Annotated in this window: 14 protein-coding genes; 5 read left to right on the top strand and 9 right to left on the bottom strand. The window is 58.6% G+C overall.

Features of this window, described 5'->3' with window-relative positions; translation table 11 throughout:
• The first annotated feature begins 234 nt into the window (after positions 1-234).
• The 3 genes from LRO94_RS15520 (at position 235) to LRO94_RS15510 (ending at position 3328) form a co-directional block, all read left to right on the top strand.
• Positions 235-636 (top strand): hypothetical protein, encoded by a 402-nt coding sequence (locus LRO94_RS15520; RefSeq protein ID WP_233896812.1) that lies wholly within the window; start codon positions 235-237, stop codon positions 634-636.
• On the top strand, positions 590-1051 hold the full coding sequence (locus LRO94_RS15515; protein WP_233896810.1) for a hypothetical protein: 462 nt from the start codon (positions 590-592) through the stop codon (positions 1049-1051). The genes LRO94_RS15520 and LRO94_RS15515 overlap by 47 nt, the downstream gene beginning before the upstream one ends.
• A gap of 624 nt (positions 1052-1675) precedes the next feature.
• Positions 1676-3328: a methyl-accepting chemotaxis protein gene (locus LRO94_RS15510; RefSeq protein WP_179178916.1), complete on the top strand. Its 1653-nt coding sequence runs from the start codon at positions 1676-1678 to the stop codon at positions 3326-3328.
• Positions 3329-3590: 262 nt separating this feature from the next.
• On the opposite strand, the gene LRO94_RS28105 is transcribed toward LRO94_RS15510, so the two are convergent.
• From LRO94_RS28105 to LRO94_RS15495, 3 genes are all read right to left on the bottom strand, one after another.
• Positions 3591-4283 carry a methyl-accepting chemotaxis protein gene (locus tag LRO94_RS28105; protein ID WP_260366928.1) on the bottom strand — a complete coding sequence of 231 codons (693 nt, stop codon included), beginning with the start codon at positions 4281-4283 and terminating at the stop codon, positions 3591-3593.
• Between the two features lie 995 nt (positions 4284-5278).
• Positions 5279-7444 (bottom strand): TonB-dependent siderophore receptor, encoded by a 2166-nt coding sequence (locus LRO94_RS15500; protein ID WP_179178917.1) that lies wholly within the window; start codon positions 7442-7444, stop codon positions 5279-5281.
• A gap of 187 nt (positions 7445-7631) precedes the next feature.
• Positions 7632-8123, bottom strand: a complete 492-nt coding sequence (locus LRO94_RS15495) for an Lrp/AsnC family transcriptional regulator (RefSeq protein WP_032885271.1) — start codon at positions 8121-8123, stop codon at positions 7632-7634.
• Between the two features lie 121 nt (positions 8124-8244).
• On the opposite strand from LRO94_RS15495, the gene LRO94_RS15490 reads away from it, so the two are divergent.
• Positions 8245-9279, top strand: coding sequence for a histone deacetylase family protein (locus LRO94_RS15490; protein ID WP_095184652.1), 1035 nt, complete (start codon positions 8245-8247; stop codon positions 9277-9279).
• A 68-nt stretch (positions 9280-9347) separates the two neighbouring features.
• On the top strand, positions 9348-10751 hold the full coding sequence (locus tag LRO94_RS15485; protein ID WP_122753469.1) for an amino acid permease: 1404 nt from the start codon (positions 9348-9350) through the stop codon (positions 10749-10751).
• Here LRO94_RS15485 and LRO94_RS15480 read toward each other — a convergent pair.
• The 6 genes from LRO94_RS15480 to LRO94_RS15455 all read right to left on the bottom strand — a co-directional run bounded on the left by LRO94_RS15480 (position 10708) and on the right by LRO94_RS15455 (position 17464).
• Complete coding sequence (locus tag LRO94_RS15480) at positions 10708-13272, bottom strand: autotransporter family protein (RefSeq protein WP_179178918.1); 2565 nt, start codon at positions 13270-13272, stop codon at positions 10708-10710. The genes LRO94_RS15485 and LRO94_RS15480 overlap by 44 nt on opposite strands.
• 247 nt (positions 13273-13519) lie before the next feature.
• Positions 13520-14281, bottom strand: a complete 762-nt coding sequence (locus LRO94_RS15475; protein WP_032885266.1) for a PIG-L deacetylase family protein — start codon at positions 14279-14281, stop codon at positions 13520-13522.
• A gap of 177 nt (positions 14282-14458) precedes the next feature.
• Positions 14459-15118 (bottom strand): glycosyltransferase, encoded by a 660-nt coding sequence (locus LRO94_RS15470; RefSeq protein WP_032885265.1) that lies wholly within the window; start codon positions 15116-15118, stop codon positions 14459-14461.
• A complete protein-coding gene (locus LRO94_RS15465) occupies positions 15115-15714 on the bottom strand; it encodes an SAM-dependent methyltransferase (RefSeq protein ID WP_032885264.1) in 600 nt (199 codons plus the stop codon). Before LRO94_RS15465 ends, LRO94_RS15470 begins: the two co-directional genes overlap by 4 nt.
• On the bottom strand, positions 15711-16469 hold the full coding sequence (locus LRO94_RS15460; RefSeq protein WP_032885263.1) for a PIG-L deacetylase family protein: 759 nt from the start codon (positions 16467-16469) through the stop codon (positions 15711-15713). The genes LRO94_RS15465 and LRO94_RS15460 overlap by 4 nt, the downstream gene beginning before the upstream one ends.
• Entirely contained in the window at positions 16466-17464 is a 999-nt protein-coding gene (locus LRO94_RS15455) for an acyl-CoA dehydrogenase family protein (protein ID WP_032885262.1), read from the bottom strand. The genes LRO94_RS15460 and LRO94_RS15455 overlap by 4 nt, the downstream gene beginning before the upstream one ends.

The following is a 17464-nucleotide window of genomic DNA, read 5'->3' as shown; positions in this document are numbered from 1 at the left end:
TGTCGTTTTGCAGCAAGGCACCAGGTCAATCCAACGACTAAAACCTCTAGCTTGACTAAAATGGGCACTAGCACTGGTTCAGATAACGCTACTTGCAACGCCAATGTCACAGCAATTCAATCGGCGCCTCCCTATAACTACACTGTCGAATATGAAATAAAATAATCCGACATTTGTATAGGCGCCCTAGCTGAAGATAGCTCTCGTGCTATTTTCAGCGCATGGAGTATTACCATGGATATTTCGATCAAATCGTATCAAGCAAGTACACAGGCAAAGCCTTCTACACAAGAGAAGCTTCCTTCGTCCAACCCTGTAAATTTACCTTCAGGGGATGCCGCCCTCAAGACGACCGAGACCGTCACAATCTCCGATTCTGCACGGGCACTGTACGCATTAAGTAACGCTGATGACAAACAAGCCTCTATGTCCAATAGGGATTTAAAAGGACAATATGCAAAAGGTCAGAGCGATATGTACAATTTCGGGCAGCGGATTGCTGGCGGGAATCTTAATAATGAGGATCTACTTCCCAAAACAGACTACCCCACCCGTTTGGCGTTAGGTCTGCAGTCACTAGATTACGCAATTGGGCTTTCTAAACTCCCCCCCCGAAAAACTTCCAAACCCATTTGAAGGTATGGACCGAAACGGGCTAAGCAATATTGTTTATGATGATTCAGGAACCTATACAGATGCAGAACGATATGCCGCTTATGGGGAGCTTAGTAAGCAGGATGAAACATATTTCTCCAAGTTGTACGCCCATATAACGAACGGCGGTGACAACAGTGAAATCTTCAAAGGCATCATGGACTATTTCGATGATCTTCCAGGGGTCGAGAAAGCGGCATACCCTGATGGCTTTAGGGACAGTATAAAAAGTCTTTACCAAGAGCAGTTAGGACAATCGGGGCCGCTCGCCCTGCTCAGGCAATCGACTGAAAACGACTCTGATAAATTGTCCCCGAGCTTCTTCAACAAGGAACAATCACCGGAGCAGATGTTACAAGCCGTCTTAGAAAAAGCGACTGCTCTTTCGACGATCTGACCAGTCCAAAGCAACCAATGTGTAGCTGCACGGATCAATGACGAAGCGTTTTTACACACTCTGGGTCGAAAGCCGTCTTTCGTGAATGTCGGCTAATGGCCGAAAGCAGTCTTTCATGGACCACTGCAAGCCACCAGGCTTGCTCCTCTATTCGCAGGCACAAGCTATGGCCAACGTTAAGCATTGCCACTGTCTGCAAAAAGGTGCGGTATTTCGACCGATTGGTGCGACCGTAAATCTGACGCGCATTTCGAACAGTTAGGAGGCCGAGACCTTGGTTTTCAGCAGACGCTAAAAAGCCCGCCAGGGCAGCCTTCTTTGTAGGAGGCTATTGGGCCTATGGCTCGTTATGGGGCTCGATAAAATGTAATTGAGTTAAATATAAAGCGGTTTCTGTTTTAACTATAGACTTTGAAGTAAATATCAACCCTAGAATAAAAATCCATTCATATAGATGCGTTTAGATGGTGCAGGTAGTTCGATTGGATTGTTTGAGTTTCAATTTAGTACTTTAGTACCGTAACCCGATTTAAGTCTTGAATTACTGCCATCTGGCGCCGCATAGTGTCAATGCGCCATATCCCTGGCTGCGCCGTGAGAATACTAAAAAATCGGAGAGTCAGCATGTTAAATTCCTTGTCGGTGCGGAAGAGGTTGTTGTTAAGCTTTGGCTTGATGGTAGTGATTATTTTTATGATCTCTGCATTTTCTGTCACTAGCTTAAATGGATCAAATCTACGCTTCTCAAGTTATGTTGATGGTTTGAATAAGCGCATGGGCCTGATGAATGATCTATTGCTCGCTGCGCAGCAACGTGCGATCTCAGCACGAAACCTCGTGCTGGTTACCTCGGCAGCTGACAGACAGGCCGAGGCCGATACCGTAAATATCGAACATCAGAAGGTTAAAAGTATTTTGTCAGCGTTAGTGGCTGGAGTCGCTGCATTGCCTCCATCCGCTGATGGTAATAACGCTCGGAGCTTAGTTGCTAACATTGAGGAGATTGAGAAAGCGTATGGTCCGATTGCTTTGGAAATCACGCGGTTAGCCGTTACTGGCGATGCAAAAGCGGCTATTAATATGATGAATAACGAATGCTTGCCACTCCTAACGAAACTGGTGGCTAGCGTTACAACTTACAAGAGTTTTAACTCAGGTCTAGCGCTGGCTAGCATTAGTGATGCGCAGAACGATTATAAAGACACCCGTAATCTTCTGATGTTTTTCTGCGCAGTAGCAATTGTCATCGGGGTAGTACTGACTACTCTAATAGTTCGTGGCTTATCACGTGCTCTTGGTGCAGAGCCTACTGTCTTGTCCACCATCGCTCAGCGCGTTGCCAGTGGTGACTTGCGCCCGATTCTTGAAGCGAAAATGTCAGCGGCCGGCAGTGTGCTGTCCTCCTTGGGTGAAATGCAGTCACGCCTGAGCCTGCTTATTAGTCAGGTTAATACGTCATCGGGCGTAATTTCTGATGCCGCCGTTGACCTTTCCGCAGCGACAGAGCAGACCCGCATCGGGGTTGGTAATCAGAGAACTGAAATCGACCAAGTCGCCACTGCGATTCACGAAATGGTAGCAACCACCCTCGAAGTTGCACGCAACTCTGAGGAAGCAGCCCATGCGGCGCTCACCGCTAACCTCCAAGCGCAGACCGGCGGAACCATGGCAAAAGAAGCAATAACCCAAATAAAACGTCTCGCATCTGAAGTATCAAAATCTGCCGCAGCCATGGCACAACTCAGGATAGAGAGCCTGAATATAGGCGGGGTATTGCAGGTCATAACGTCTGTCGCCGATCAAACCAACTTGTTGGCGTTAAATGCCGCTATCGAAGCTGCTAGGGCGGGCGATGCTGGTCGAGGATTTGCGGTGGTGGCTGATGAGGTGAGAACGCTCGCCAAACGAACTCAGGGCGCAACCCTGGAAATTGGAGCGCTGACTGCCAATCTGCAAAAAATAGCCGAAGAAGCTGCTGGGATGATGGAAGTCTGCCGCGGTTTGACGGATGAAACGGTAATACAGGTTTCAAACACTGGGGGCTCGGTTGAAACCATCGTGGAGATGATTGACAACATCCAGCAGATGGTCAGACAAATCGCTACTGCAGGTGAGGAACAAAGTTGCGTCGCGGAAGAAATTAACCGGAGTGTTACGTCGGTTCGCAATATTGCGGATGATTCAGCTTTATCGTGCGAGCGAACTGCCCGTTCAAGTACTAACTTGGCTGAGCTCGGAGCCGTGCTACAGCAGCAAATAGGTAACTTTAAGGTTTGACGAGTTTATTGAGATTGCGTCTATGAATTGAGGGCCACTTGAGTTGAGCCACACTCAGCATTACGGTCAACAATCAGCGCAAGCACCTGCATCAGAACGACCTGTATAGCTTCTCGACCTCGTATTCTCTCTTTAGAACTGGGTACGCAAGCGGCGGAACTCGAACCGCTGCTATTGGCCTGAAGTTATCTCTCACGACGTATTTCAAATAGGCCCAAGCGCGCGATCAACACAACGCCGAGGCCTTTCGAAGATCACCACCTCACGGATGAAACCGGCGCCCCAACGCGTCCAACCGCACCGCAATCGGCGGCAGTTGTTCGCTGCTCCTGGCCAGCATCTCTACATCCTGTGCCGTGCTCTGCGCGATGCCCTGCACCGACTGCAAGCGCCCGACGATCTCCAGGTTTGCTGAGGTCTGTTCCCGCGTAGTGCTGACGATCCGCCCGTTCAGCGCATCGATTTGGGTGATGTCATTGCCTACTGCCTTTAGCATTTGCACCGCGACCTGGCTGTCTTCCACGCAACGTTCTACGCCCTGGCGGCTGTCCTGCATGGCTTCGACGGCTTCGCGGCTGCCTTGCTGCAAGCCTTCGATGATGGTTTTGATTTCCTGGGTGGAAACCGCTGTGCGTTGCGCCAGGTTGCGCACTTCGTCGGCGACGACGGCGAAGCCGCGGCCTTGTTCACCGGCGCGGGCGGCTTCGATGGCGGCGTTGAGGGCGAGGAGGTTGGTTTGGTTGGCGATGCTGCTGATGACGTCGAGCACCGAGCCGATCTGTTCGGCCTGCACGGCCAAGCCTTGAACGGTCTGATGGGTGTCGGTGAGGCGTGTGGCCAGTTGGGTGATTTCGTGTTGGGCGCGGCCGACGCTTTCCTGGCCGCGCAGGATTTGTTGGCTGGCGACGTCGGCGTGCGCGACCGCTTCCTCGACGTGCACCGTAATGTTGCCCATGGCGTGTTCCATGCGCTGCATGGAGTCAGTCATTTGTGCGATTTCGGCCAGTTGGTGGCGTGCGCCTTTTTCCAGGGTGCCGCTGGCGTGGGCCAGTTCTTGTCCGAGTTGGCCGAGGCCGTGGGAGTCACGGGAGACGCCGTCAATGAGCCCGGTGATCTGTTGCAGGAAGTGGTCGAAGCGCTTGGCCAGGGACATATGCGCCTTGCCTTCACCTTGTGCGGTTTCCACGGTGAGCTGGGTGGTGACAGCGAGCATTTTTTCGAGCATTTCCTGGCTCTCGACGGCTTCGGCCTGGCTGTGCACGGCGAGGTAGAGCAGGGCGACGGTTTCCATCACCACGTAGAAAGCATGCACAAACACCATGGTCCAGCCGCCGTGGTGTTCCATCACGAAGACCGGGAAGCCTTGATGCTGCAAGGCATGGAAGACCACGTGGTGCACGGCGATGGTGAGTGCGGCCACGAGGATCGGCAGCCAGTCGCGGTAAAACGTCAGCACCGCCAGTAGGGCGAAAATTCCGAAGTGGGCTTCGATCACGCCTTGTGCCTGGTTGATATGCAGCGCGGCCATGACCATCAGACCAGCGCCCAGTGCGCAGCGCATCACGCGCGTGCCGCCGATGGCGCGGTAGAGCGCGGTGAGCAGCAGGCTTGTGCCGCCACCGACTACGATTGCTTGGATCAAGGTGTCGTGCCAGAACGCCAGGCCTACGGAGAACAGCGTCATCAGCCAGATCAACGCCAGCATGATGCGGTCGGCTTTGCGGTAGTGCTCTAGAAAACGCGTGCGTGCGGGCATTCACTCTTACTCCCTGTGGTGTTGCCGGGAACAAAGCATGCGGCGTGCCACGATGGCGCGCTGCTACAGAGCAAAGCAGGTATCAGGATTTTTGCAGGTACGGGGAAAGCAAAAGCTTATCGGCAGTTGGGGAGAGAGCTTTAAGCGCCGCTGCCAGGAGGAAAGGCTGCCCGAGCGGGCAGCCTTGATGACGATCAGAAGGTGTATTTGGCCGTCAGCATCATGTTGCGTGGGGTGCCGTAGCTGTCGCCGCCGTAGTCCACGGAGTTGGCGATGGTTGAGTAGTAGCTGCGGTCGAAGATGTTGTTGGCGTTGAGCTGCAGGTCCAGGTTGTCGTTGACCCTGTAGCCGGCCATCAAGTCGGTGACGGCGTAGGCGCCTTGTTGCAGGCGGTAGGTACTGCCGTCAGCCAGCTTGACGTCGTTGTACATGCGGCTCTGCCAGGAGATGTTGCCGCCCACCCGGAATTTCTCCAGCGCGCCCTGGAGGTTGTAGCGGGTGGTCAGTTTGAACAAGTGCTCCGGGGTGTCGGTGTCGTACTGCTTGTTGACAAGCTGCGGGTTGGCTTCGTCCTTGATGGTGTGGGTGCGCGCGTAGGTGTAGCCACCGCCGACCTGCCAGTTCTCGGTGAGGGCGCCTTGCAGTTCGAAGTCGATACCCTGGCTGCGAATCTCGCCGGAGGCTTCATAGCACTCGGTCTGCGGGCAGTTTTGCACGGTCACTTTGGTGGCACGATTTTCCTGATCGACGCGGAACAGTGCGACGCTGGCATTCAGCGCGCCGCCCAGGTATTCGCCTTTAACGCCGACCTCGTAGTTTTTGCCGACAATCGGCTTGACCGGGGTCGCCGAACTATCTTTGGCGGTTTGCGGCGTGAAAATGTCGCTGTAGCTGACGTAGACCGAGTGATGGTCATCCAACTCGTAGATCAAACCCGCGTAGCGCGTCAGGTTGCGGGTGACTTTGTAGTCGCCGCTGTTGCTGCCATGGGCATCGTAGTCATACCAGTCCAGGCGCCCGCCGAGGATCAGCTTGAGCGGGTCGGCCAGGCTCAGGCGCGTGGTCAGGTAGAAGCCGTCCTGGGTGGTGATTTCACGGGTGTCGGTGGTGTGGACGAAGTCCGGTTTGCCTGCGGTAATCGGCCAATTGGTGTCGTACGGGCTGTAGTCGTGGCTGGTCATGTCGTAAATGCGGCGGCTGGCACCGACCACCAGCTCATGGGTGCGCCCGAACGCCTGGAACGGGCCGCTGACGAAGGCGTCGACGCCAGCCTGATTTTCGTCATAGGCGGCCTGGTAGACGGTTCGCGCCAGTGATTTGTCAGCAGCCCAGCGCGATTGATACGAGCCCGAGAACAAGGCTTTCTGCTCGGCGTAGTTGGCGTTGACTTGCAGCTTCCAGTCGTTGGCCAGTTGCTGGCGCAGTTCGGCGAAGACCGTGTTGATCTCCTGGTCCTTGTTCTCCCAGTCGGTGCCGGGGTTGTAGGAGCGGGGCAGGTCGAGGTGATGGCCATCCTGACCGATCATTGAGGAACCCCAGAAGTAATTGGTCTTGTCCTTCTGGTTTGAGTAGCCGAGGGTCAGGGTGGTGTCTTCACTCAAGTCAGCTTCGGTGACGGCATAGAACAGGCCGTGATACTCCTCGGCGTTGTCGATGAAGCTGTTGGCGTCGCGGTAGGAGGTGACCACCCGGCCGCGCCAGGTGCCGCTGTCATTGAGCGGGCTGGAGGCGTCGAGTTCGCCACGGTAGTCGTCCCAGCTGCCAGCGGCGCCGGTCAGGGTGACTTTCTGCTCGTCCAGGGGCCGCTTGCGGATCAGGTTGATGGCGGCCGACGGGTTGCCCGCGCCGGTCACCAGGCCGGTCGCGCCGCGCACCACTTCAACGCGGTCGAACATCGCCAGGTTGGGCTGCGCGCCGACTGAAACGCCGTTATAGCCGCTCGGAATACCGTCATACATCAGGTTGTCGATGTCGAAACCGCGCGAGGTATAGGACTGCCGGCCCGGTCCGTTGGAGTAATTCAGGAACAACCCGGGCGTTGCGTTGACCACGTCGTTGATGCTGGTCATTGCCTGGTCATCCATGCGCTGGCGCGTAATCACGGTGACGGCTTGTGGCGTTTCACGCAGGGTGAGTGGCAACTTGGTCGCGGTCTTCATCGCGCCGGTGGTGTAGGACTGCGTGCCCTCAGTGGTTTCGCCCAACTGCTGCTCGCCGGAGATTTGGGTGGCGCCCAGTTCCAGGGTGGTGACCGGTGCTTCGGCGTCGGCGGCGAAGGCCGCGTGCGAGGTGGCGAGACAGACCGCCAACGCGATCAAACTGGGTGTAAAACCTTTACCGCCGGGCTGGTGCACAGGCATCGAACGAGCTCTCCCCTAAGTGCCTTTCCCTGGCGAATAATAAAAGTGTTGATAATTATTCGCATCAGTGTGACAGATTGATTCTGTAGGAAAAAGCCATAGGGATGAATTAGTTAACGATTTTTTCACATCTGCATGGCAGGCCTTTAGCCAGCACCTGCCGTTTTCGAGCGTTCATGGACGGTGTTCAATCGCGCTTCGGAATCGCCACCCGGCTTGTCGCTTTCACTTCGCGCAGCGCCAGGCTCGACTGGATCGACGCGATCCCCAATTGTCGCCTCAGGACGCTCTCTACAAACTCGCTGTAGCTGTCGAGATCTTCCGCCAGCACCTGCAACAGATAATCCGCATCCCCGGTGATTTTGTGGCACGACAGCACCTGAGGCAGTTCCTTGACCACCGCTTCGAAGGCGTCCGGCGCGTGGTCGGTGTGGATGGCAAAGCGCACATGCACAAACGCCATGATGTCCAGGCCGAGCAGCTTGCGATCCAGATTGGCCTGGTAGTCCTTGATCACGCCTTCTTCTTCCAGACGCTTGCGGCGGCGCCAGCACGGCGTGAGGCTCAGGGCCAGACGCTCGCTGAGTTGGGCGTTGGAAATACTCGCGTCTTCCTGCAGCAAGGCGAGGATGGCGAGATCGGTGTCGTCAAGAACGACCTGCTTGGTTTTATTTTTCATATTCGCCTGTAATAGGGGTAAAAAAACCCGATAAAACTAACAGCGCAAGAACTAAAAGCAAAGAAAGCCCCGCACCGCCAGAACAAAATAGACCCTGTCTTTTACTGGCGGATGTATACACATGCTGACTGTTTTTAGCGATGCCCACCGTTTGCACCATGGCACCGAATTGAAGGATGGCGTACTCAAGCCATCGTTCGAGCAACCGAGCCGCGCCGACACCGTGCGTGACCGCGTCCAGCACGTCGGGCTCGGCGATATCATCGTGCCGCGCGCCTTTGACCGCGCCTGTTACGTCAATGCCCACAGCGAGCGCTACGTCTCTTTCCTTGAAACCGCATGGGCCGAATGGACCGCCATCGGCCGCAGCCATGACGCGCTGCCGCTGGTGTGGCCGGTGCGCGATCTGGCCAATGAACAGGTGCCGGATTTCATCGACGGCAAGCTGGGGTTCTATGCCATGGACGCCGGTTCGCCGATTACCGCGACCACGTGGCAGGCGGTGAAGACCAGCGCGGACATTGCACTCACTGGCCTCGCGCTCATCGATGAGGGCCACAACAGCGCCTTTGCCCTGTGCCGCCCACCCGGCCACCATGCCGCCCGCGAATACATGGGCGGTTATTGCTACCTCAACAACGCCGCGATTGCCGCACAACAGGCCATCACTCAAGGCGCCAAACGCGTTGCGGTACTGGACGTGGATTTCCACCATGGCAACGGCACACAGAACATTTTCTACGACCGCTCGGATGTGCTGTTTATCTCCCTGCATGGCGAGCCCGCCGTGTCCTACCCGTACTTTTCCGGCGCCAACAGCGAGCGCGGCAAGGGTGCAGGGGAGGGCTTCAACCTGAATTATCCGTTGCCGAAAAACACCACCTGGGATCACTACAAAATTGCCCTCGCCGACGCGTGCCAGCGGCTCAAACACTTCGCCCCTGAAGTGCTGGTGATTTCCCTCGGCGTCGACACGTTCAAGGACGACCCCATCAGCCACTTCCTCCTCGACAGCGAAGACTTCCTCGGCATGGGCGAGATCATCGCCAGCGTGGGCGTGCCGACGTTGTTCGTAATGGAAGGGGGCTACATGGTCGATGAGATCGGCATCAATGCCGTCAACGTGTTGCACGGTTTCGAAAGCAAAACCGCCTGACCCCCTAATAACAACGACCGCCCAATTTTTTTCTGCCAAAACTCAAAAACATAACAAGAGGTTTTGTGATGAAAACAACTACGTCCGGGCTTTGCGAAAAGCCTGCGTTGCAACGCACCCTGAGCAACCGTCATATCCAGCTGATGGCCATGGGCGGTGCGATCGGCACCGGCCTGTTCATGGGCTCCGGCAAGATCATTGCGCTGTCCGGCACCTCGATCATCCTGATCTACATGATCATCGGGCTGTTTGTGTATTTCGTGATGCGCGCCATGGGCGAGCTGCTGCTGTCCAATCTCAACTTCAAGAGTTTTGCCGACTTTGCCGGCGCCTACCTGGGACCGCGCGCCGCGTTTTTTCTCGGCTGGTCATACTGGCTGAGCTGGAGCGTGGCGGTGGTGGGGGATGCGGTGGTGGTCGGCGGGTTTTTCCAGTACTGGTTCCCGGACCTGCCGGCGTGGATGCCGGCGGTGGGCATGCTGTTAACGTTGTTCGCGTTGAATGCGCTGACTGTCAGGTTGTTCGGCGAAGTGGAGTTCTGGTTCGCAATCATCAAGATCATCGCCGTGGTGACCCTGATCGGCGTGAGCGTGGTGCTGATCGCAGGCTCGTTTGTCTCACCCACCGGCGTCACTGCATCGCTGTCGCATTTGCTGGACAAACAGGCGGCGTTTCCCAACGGCCTGTTCGGCTTTTTCGCCGGGTTCCAGATGGCGATTTTCTCCTTTGCCGGCACCGAGCTGATCGGCACCGCCGCGGCCGAAACCCGTGCGCCGGAGAAGACGTTGCCCAAGGCAATCAATTCGATTCCGTTGCGCATCATTCTGTTCTACGTGCTGGCCCTGGCGTGCATCATCGCCGTGACCTCGTGGCAGCAGGTGTCGCCGAGCAAAAGCCCGTTTGTAGAGCTGTTCCTGGTGGCGGGTTTTCCTGCGGCTGCGGGCATCGTCAATTTCGTGGTACTCACCTCGGCGGCGTCCTCGGCCAACAGCGGGGTGTTTTCCGCCAGCCGCATGTTGTTCGGGTTGGCCGATCTGGGGGATGCGCCAGGTGTTTTCCGACGCTTGTCCAACAGCAGCGTTCCGTTGTTCAGCCTGGCCTTCACCACGGTATTGATGCTGCTCGGCCTGGTGTTGCTGTTTGTGGTGCCGGAGGTGATGACCGCCTTCACCATTGTGTCGACGGTCTCGGCGATCCTCGTGATTTTTACGTGGTCGACGATTCTCGCGTCGTACATCGCTTACCGTAAAAAACGCCCGGACCTGCACGCCAAGTCCACTTACAAGATGCCCGGCGGTGTGCCGATGGCTTGGTTTTCCCTGGGTTTCCTTGCGTTCGTGCTCTGCCTGCTGGCGTTGCGGCCAGACACACGCCTGGCCCTATATGTGATGCCGGTCTGGTTTATCTGGCTGGCGATTGCCTACCAGATCAGAACGCCATTCTCAGGCCAACCGTCCCTTGGCGGCCGTTGAAGGTGTTGCTGTCCAGGTTGCGGTTGTAGCCCACCTCGCTGTAAACGCTGATGTCTTGGGTGACCTTCAACGTTGCACCGACGCTGAGGTCCAGGGTGGTGGACTTCTGCTCGGTGTCGATGTCGGTGACATCGGCAAAGGTCACGGTGTTCTGTCCGGCGCGGGTGTGCCAGACATTCGCCCGTACATAAGGCACCAGTGGCATGCCACGCACTTGGTAGTCGCCGCGCAGGCGGATTCCCAGGCGTGTGGTCAGGTGGGTATCGGCGTCATAAGACACGTCGGAAACCCCGTCGTTTTGGCTATTCAACGTGGTCTTGCTGACGATCACTTGTGCCTGGGGTTCCGCGACCCAGTTGGTCGTCACCGGGATCGGCCAGCCGACTTCGGCGGAGGCTGTGACGTTGTGCCCGCGGGTTTTCATCTTCACACCACGGTCCGACTCATTGTTGCCATTGAAGCGTGTGCCCATTAACACCAGGTCAAGGTAGGCCTGGTTGGCGCCGATCAACGTCCAGTACACGCCCAGGCTGTCACCGCGCAAGGTGGTTTTGCCAGCGTTCTTGTCCTCCCGGCCGCCGTTGAAGCCTTTGACTGTGCCCCGCAAACGGCTATGGCCGACGAAAAACCCCAGGCGTTGCTGGCCATCGCCCATGGCGCTGGCATAGAGATCGCTGCCCACCTGGAAGCCCGTTACCGAACTGTCCAGCGTCGGGCTCACCGTGCCGGCGAAACTCTGGCGACTGCTGTTGCCGTAGACCCGACCCCACCCGGCCGATAAAGCGCCGGTCTGCTGTTGCTGGCTCTGGTCACCCATGCGCTGGTGAAAGGTGCCGAGCATGCCTTGCACGATTTGCTGGGCGGCGGGAAACAGCGCGGCGTAGAGCGGCACTTCCGGGCGGTAGATGGGAATCGGCTCTGTCCCAGGGTTGGGCGGCAGCGGTGGTTCATCGGGAATGGGGACAGGCAACGGCACGATAATGACCGGGTTCGGCGGCACCACCGGGATGGTCGAACGCAGGTAGTAGTTTTCTGCGGTGCCGGCGGTGACGCCACCCTTGAACAGGTAATAGTCGAACGCGCCGGCAGACACCGGCGCGCCAAGGGTAAAGGCAGTGCCGCTGCCGGTGGCGCCGTTGAGCGCCTGCACCACCTGAATACCATCTTGCAGCGTAGCGGCGCCTGCGCCGCCGAGGTTAGTGACGCGAATGCTCGTACTCCCCTGGATGGTCCCCTGGCTGATTACCAGTTTGTCGCTGGGCGAACCGTCGCTACCCAATACACTTTGCAGCGCGAGTTGGCCGCCGCTGGCGTTGTAGTTGCCATTGACCGTCAGGGTATCGCCGGTGCTGGTGCTGCCGGTGGTCATGTCGATCAGGCCGCTGTTGTTCAGGGTCGTCAGTTGGCCGGCGGTAAACGGGTTGATGATCCCTGTGCTGACCCGTAATGCCGAGCTGCCATTCACGTTCATGGTGCCGGTCCCGGTAGCGGCATCACCCAGTGTGAAGGTGCCGCCGAGGGACAAGCTCGAATTGTTATCCAGGTTGACGATTTCCCAGTTCTGATAACGTTGCGGTGTGCTGACCTGGCTGTTGTCGAACGTCAGGGTATCGTTCTCCGTTCCGCCGTCCACAACGGGAGTAGGGGCGACAATGGCTTCGGTCAGGTTTTTCAGCAGCGCCGTGTCGTTATCGCCGGCCAGCAGTACTGCCGAGTCGAGTTGGCCCGCGCCGTTCCATTCGAACTGGTCATTCCCCGCGCTCATGCGAATTTCCCCGGCAATCCGGCCACCCTTGATGACGATGATGTCGGCCCCGCCGCTGACGCTGAGGTTACCGCCAATGAAACTGGTGCCCGATACCAGGATCGTGTCGTCGCCAAAGCCGGTGACGAAGTTGCCGACAACGGTGCCGCCGCGCATATCAAACAGGTTGTTGTCGAGTTTCATGTCGACGCGTCCGATGCTGCCGCCGGTCATCAATCCGTGGTCGCCATCTTCAAAGGCGCCTGTGATGGTACCGCCGCTCATGGCGAAGTCGTCGATGCCATCCCCTTGGGCAAGGGATGTGATCGTGCCGCCGCTCATGGAGAATTTGTCCAATCCGGCGCCCTGGAAAATTCCACCGGCCGTACCGCCGCTGATTTGCACTACATCGGCACCGGAGCCCTGCAAGATCACACTGTTGACCGCCCCCTGGAACAGGCGAAAGATATTCGCGCCATCGCCCATGTTGACCCCACTGGTGCCGATGACCGCATCTGCGGTGTTCATCTCGATGAGGTCATTGCCCGCGCCATAACCGACGCCCAACACGCTGCCGTTGCCGGAGGGAAATATCAGACTGTTGTTACCTTGCGCATCAATGAGGTTGCCCCCCGCGCCGCTGGTGCAGGTCACCACATCGTCACCTGGCGTGATGGTGAAGGTGCATGCCTGAGCAGTGCTTGAACAGCTCAACAGCCATGCTGCTGACGCCATAATCAGGCTGGCGCCGGTCCGTTGGGGAAGTCGTTTGCTCATGATCCGTCCTCGCTCAATGCGACCTGACTCCACGGTGCCTGATGACAGGCACGGTTAAGGACCATGGCAACAACGAACGCGATACGGATCAGGGAATACGAGTTACCTGCTTCGAAAACACCGGCCAATGCAAAGGGTTGGCATGGCTTTCTCGACTGCACCTCACCTGTGCAGCACGTTTTGAACCTTAGACGCACATCCCTCGCGTCGCTACTGTGAGAAATAACAGGTACGGACGAGTCGGCGGCTATGCGAAGACGATCTCGTAAGGCTCGCGCATGCGATCCAACAACACCTGCGCCAGCATCGGCGCCAGGCCGATCTGCGGGTCACCCACCAGTTGACTCGCATAGGCATGGACCGCGTGGAGTTTGCGCGCGACGCTCCATGTGTCCAGGCGCACTTTGCGCGCCCGTTGCCAGGGGATGATTGCACCCTCGCGCGCGGGCCAGTGCCAGGCCCAGATCGGCAGTTCATACAGCTGCGCACCGACGAGATTGCACGCCTTCGCACTGGCGCGGCCGACCGCTTCGTGGTCGGGGTTGCCGTCGTTGCGCCACGTGGTGAACACCACATCGCCCGCTTGCAAGTAGCGCGCGATGAATTGGCTCAGTTGCGGCTCACGGGCCGACAGGGCGTTGTCGCAAAACCCACCGCGAATCCATTTCAGGCTATGCATGGGCATGCCCAGGCGACGCAGCGCTTCGGCGCTTTCCTGGGGACGCACGACGCTTAAGCGGCTGGCCGGCCACCGATGTGAGCCGGGATGGCTGGCGCTGCCGTCGGTGATGGAGATCAGTTGCAGGGGATATTCAAGGGTGCTGAGCAGTTGCAGCATGCCGCCGCACGCCAACACTTCGTCGCCCGGATGGGGCGCGATGACCACCACCCGTGCACCGGCCGGGACCAGCGATGTCGCAGAGATAGGGGCGATTTGCGCCAGCTGCGGCGCAGTGTTCCAGATTTGCGCGGGGCCGCGACGGCCTTCACTGAGGGAGGCAGACTTCATGAGCGTTACATCCTTGTGGATTGGTGCTGGGTCGTGCCCCGTTGACGGGACGACTCTATTTATTCACCACAGACTCCGCCGTGATGGGTGCGTGGCCATTCAACCCTGAATGACCAGCAAGGCGTCTTCAGCATAGACAAGGATTCGCCGCTTTTACATTCTGTAATATGGATTTTTTCACGACGCCGGCATCAGGCTCTTCAAATAATCGCCAAACCCACCTTGGGCGCGGGATTCCAGGCGCGCACTGGTGATCACCTGCGGGGTATTGCTCCAAGCGATAGAGGCGCCACAGCGTTCCAGGTTACGCACCAATTGCACGTCCTCATGGCAGGCCAAGGGTTCGAAGCCGCCTGCGCGAATGTAAGCACCCGCGCTCACCCCCAGGTTGGCGCCGTGGATGTGCCGATGCCCGTCCTGCGCCTGATAGCCCTGGAGGTAGCGGATCTGCGCGGCCGGGTCGAAGCCCTCGCTCCACGCGTCCACCGTCACCGTGCCGCATACCGCATCGGCGTTCAGCGCCAACTGCGCTACCAGCCAATCAGGCGCGACGCGGCTGTCGGCGTCGGTGCAGGAGATCCAGCGTGCGCCCTGATTGAGCAGATGCCGCGCACCCAGCCCGCGCACATGCCCAACATTGCGCGCCTGTACTTCGAAGTGCTGCACCGGGTAGCTCTGGACGATGGCTGCGCTGTCATCGCTGCAACTGTCGAGCACCAGCAGGATCTGCACCGCTTCGCCCAGCAGGCCAGGGTGGCGGGCCGCGATCAACGCGGCGTCCAGGCAGTCGGGTAACAGCGCTTGTTCGTTATGCACCGGGATCAGAACGCCGATCATCGCAGGCCCTCATGGCGAGCGACCGAGGTGCCATCGCGGCACCACAGGTCGAGGAGAAAATCCTGTTCGTGGTAGCTGGCGAGGCGCGGCATTGCCAGTCGTTCATGGAGCAGGGCATGCACCTGCTCAGCTGTCTGCGGACAGCCTTCAATCGGTACGCGCCAGTGGCACGCCAGCAGTTGGCCGTCGTCGGTCAGGCTGGCGAGGGCGCGGTCGATCACGCGACCTAAATCGTCTGCGTCGAGGTAGTAACACAGCTCGCTGAGCACGATCAGCTCGAAGCGCTCGGTCGGCCATTGTTCCGGCAGGCGGCTCTGTTGCACCTCGGCATGGGGGAACCCCAACAAACGGCTGCGCGCCAGGCTGACGGCGGCGGCGGCGGTGTCACAGCACAGCAGGCGATCACAGCGAGGCGCCAGTTCGAAACTCAGCTCGCCATTGGCACAGCCCGGCTCAAAAATGGCGGCATAGCGTGGACGCGTCAGCACTGCAAGGGTCAATGCTCGTTTGCGTCGCTCATACCAGCGTTGACGAAACGCCCAAGGGTCATCATTTTCGGCGAACAGCTGGTCGAAATACGGCGTAGCCACACTCATACGAATACCACTTCAAACGGTTGCAGCAAGCGCTCCACCACATAGGGCGCGAGCACCGGGGGCAGGCCGATCTGCGGGTCACCTTCCAATTGGCTGGCGAACGCGTGAATAGCGTGGCGCTTACGGGCCACCGACTCGCAGCTCAGAGGGATTTTGCGCGCGCGGTGCCACGGCACTTGGCTGTCTTCGGCGGTTGCCCAGTGCCACGTCCACACCGGCAGCTCGTACAGCGTAGCGCCCACCGCTTGGGCGGCCTTGGCACTGGCGCGGCCTACGGCTTCGTGGTCGCAGTGGCCGTCTTCTCGCCAGGTGGTAAACAGCACATCCGTGGGCTTGAGGTAGCGTTGGATAAAGGCGCTCAATTCGTCCTCTCGCGCCGCTACCTTGCTGTCGGTAAACCCGGCGCGCAGCCATTTCAAACTGTGCAATGGCAAACCCAGCCGATGCAGGGCTTGCGCTGATTCCTGGGGCCGCACCACGCTCAGGCGCTCTACCGGCCAGCGCCGAGAGCCGGGGTGACTGGCGCTGCCGTCGGTCACCGAAATCAGCTGTATGGGCCGACCGAGCGCCGCCAGACCTTGCAACAGACCACCGCAGCCCAGCACTTCATCATCTGGATGGGGCGCGATGATCACGGCGCGATGCCCTTCAGGTACTAACTGTTCGACGCTGATCTGCGGCAACTCGGCCATCCGCGGTGAGGCCTGCCAGTGATGCAGCGGGGTGCCTTGGCCGACAATCGGGTTGGGTTTCATAACTGCCACCTCCCTGCGGGTTCGCCTGCGATCAGCTCACCCAGGCCGGCCAAGTCACGTTCTGCGTGACTCTGGCGCAAGTACACCGGCAAATCCGCCATCAACTGCGCAAAGTGCGGGTCCTTGCAATAGGGGCCTGCACCGACGGCACGCCCCACGTGGTGCATCACTTGCTCGACCGTGTCTTCAATGCAAGCCCGCGTCTGCTGGGCCAGCACTCGGGCATCAGCCTTAGGTTCAAGGTCGATGTGCTCGGCGCTGGCGCGCAGAACGCAGGCGGCTCCGTTCAGCGCACTGTCCACTGAACCCAAGTGGGCGAGGGCATGGGGTTCCGGGCGTTTGGCGCATTGCTCACGCAAGACTTCCGCCAGGCGTTGCGCGGCGCCATACCAGCACGCCGCAATACCAATCCCGCCTTGCCAGAAACCGGGGCGGGTGAGGTACTCACCGGGGTGGCCGACGGCAATGCCGCGCACCCCCTCGAAGACCACTTCAACGCTGCCCGTCGCCGCCATGCCGACCGCGTGCCAGCCGTCCTTCGTCACAGTTACGCCCGGCTGCTGCATCTCGACCGCGACCAGTTGCTGCCGATCTTCTTCATCCCAGGCCGTCAGCAACCCATGGCTGACCACGGCCGCGCCGGAACACCAGGCTTTACGACCGTCCACCATCAGTCGATGGCCGTCGCGCCGCACGCGTACCTTGGCACTCGGCGGTTCGGCGGCCCACATGCCCCACGTGCTACCCAAGGGCGGCAGGGGGCTGTCCAGTTCTGCAATGATCGCCAACGCGTCGGTATGACCCTCAAACAACTTGCACAGGCGCAAGTCATGCCCGGCGACCTGGGCCAGGCGACTGAAGCGTGCCAAGGTCTGCCCGCTGCCGGGCAGCGGAAGTTGGTCAAGGCCTTCTTCCTGAAGCGCCTTCAGGGCATCCCCCAGGGCTTGCGTGTCCGCATAACCCCGGTAACCTTGAAGGAATCCGTGTAAAGCCAT

Origin of the sequence: Pseudomonas sivasensis (genome assembly GCF_021391435.1) — a bacterium.
In the GTDB taxonomy this organism is placed as follows: domain Bacteria; phylum Pseudomonadota; class Gammaproteobacteria; order Pseudomonadales; family Pseudomonadaceae; genus Aquipseudomonas; species Aquipseudomonas sivasensis.
The sequence above is the reverse complement of the archived record's forward strand: the minus strand, read 5'-3'. Positions and strand labels throughout refer to the sequence as shown.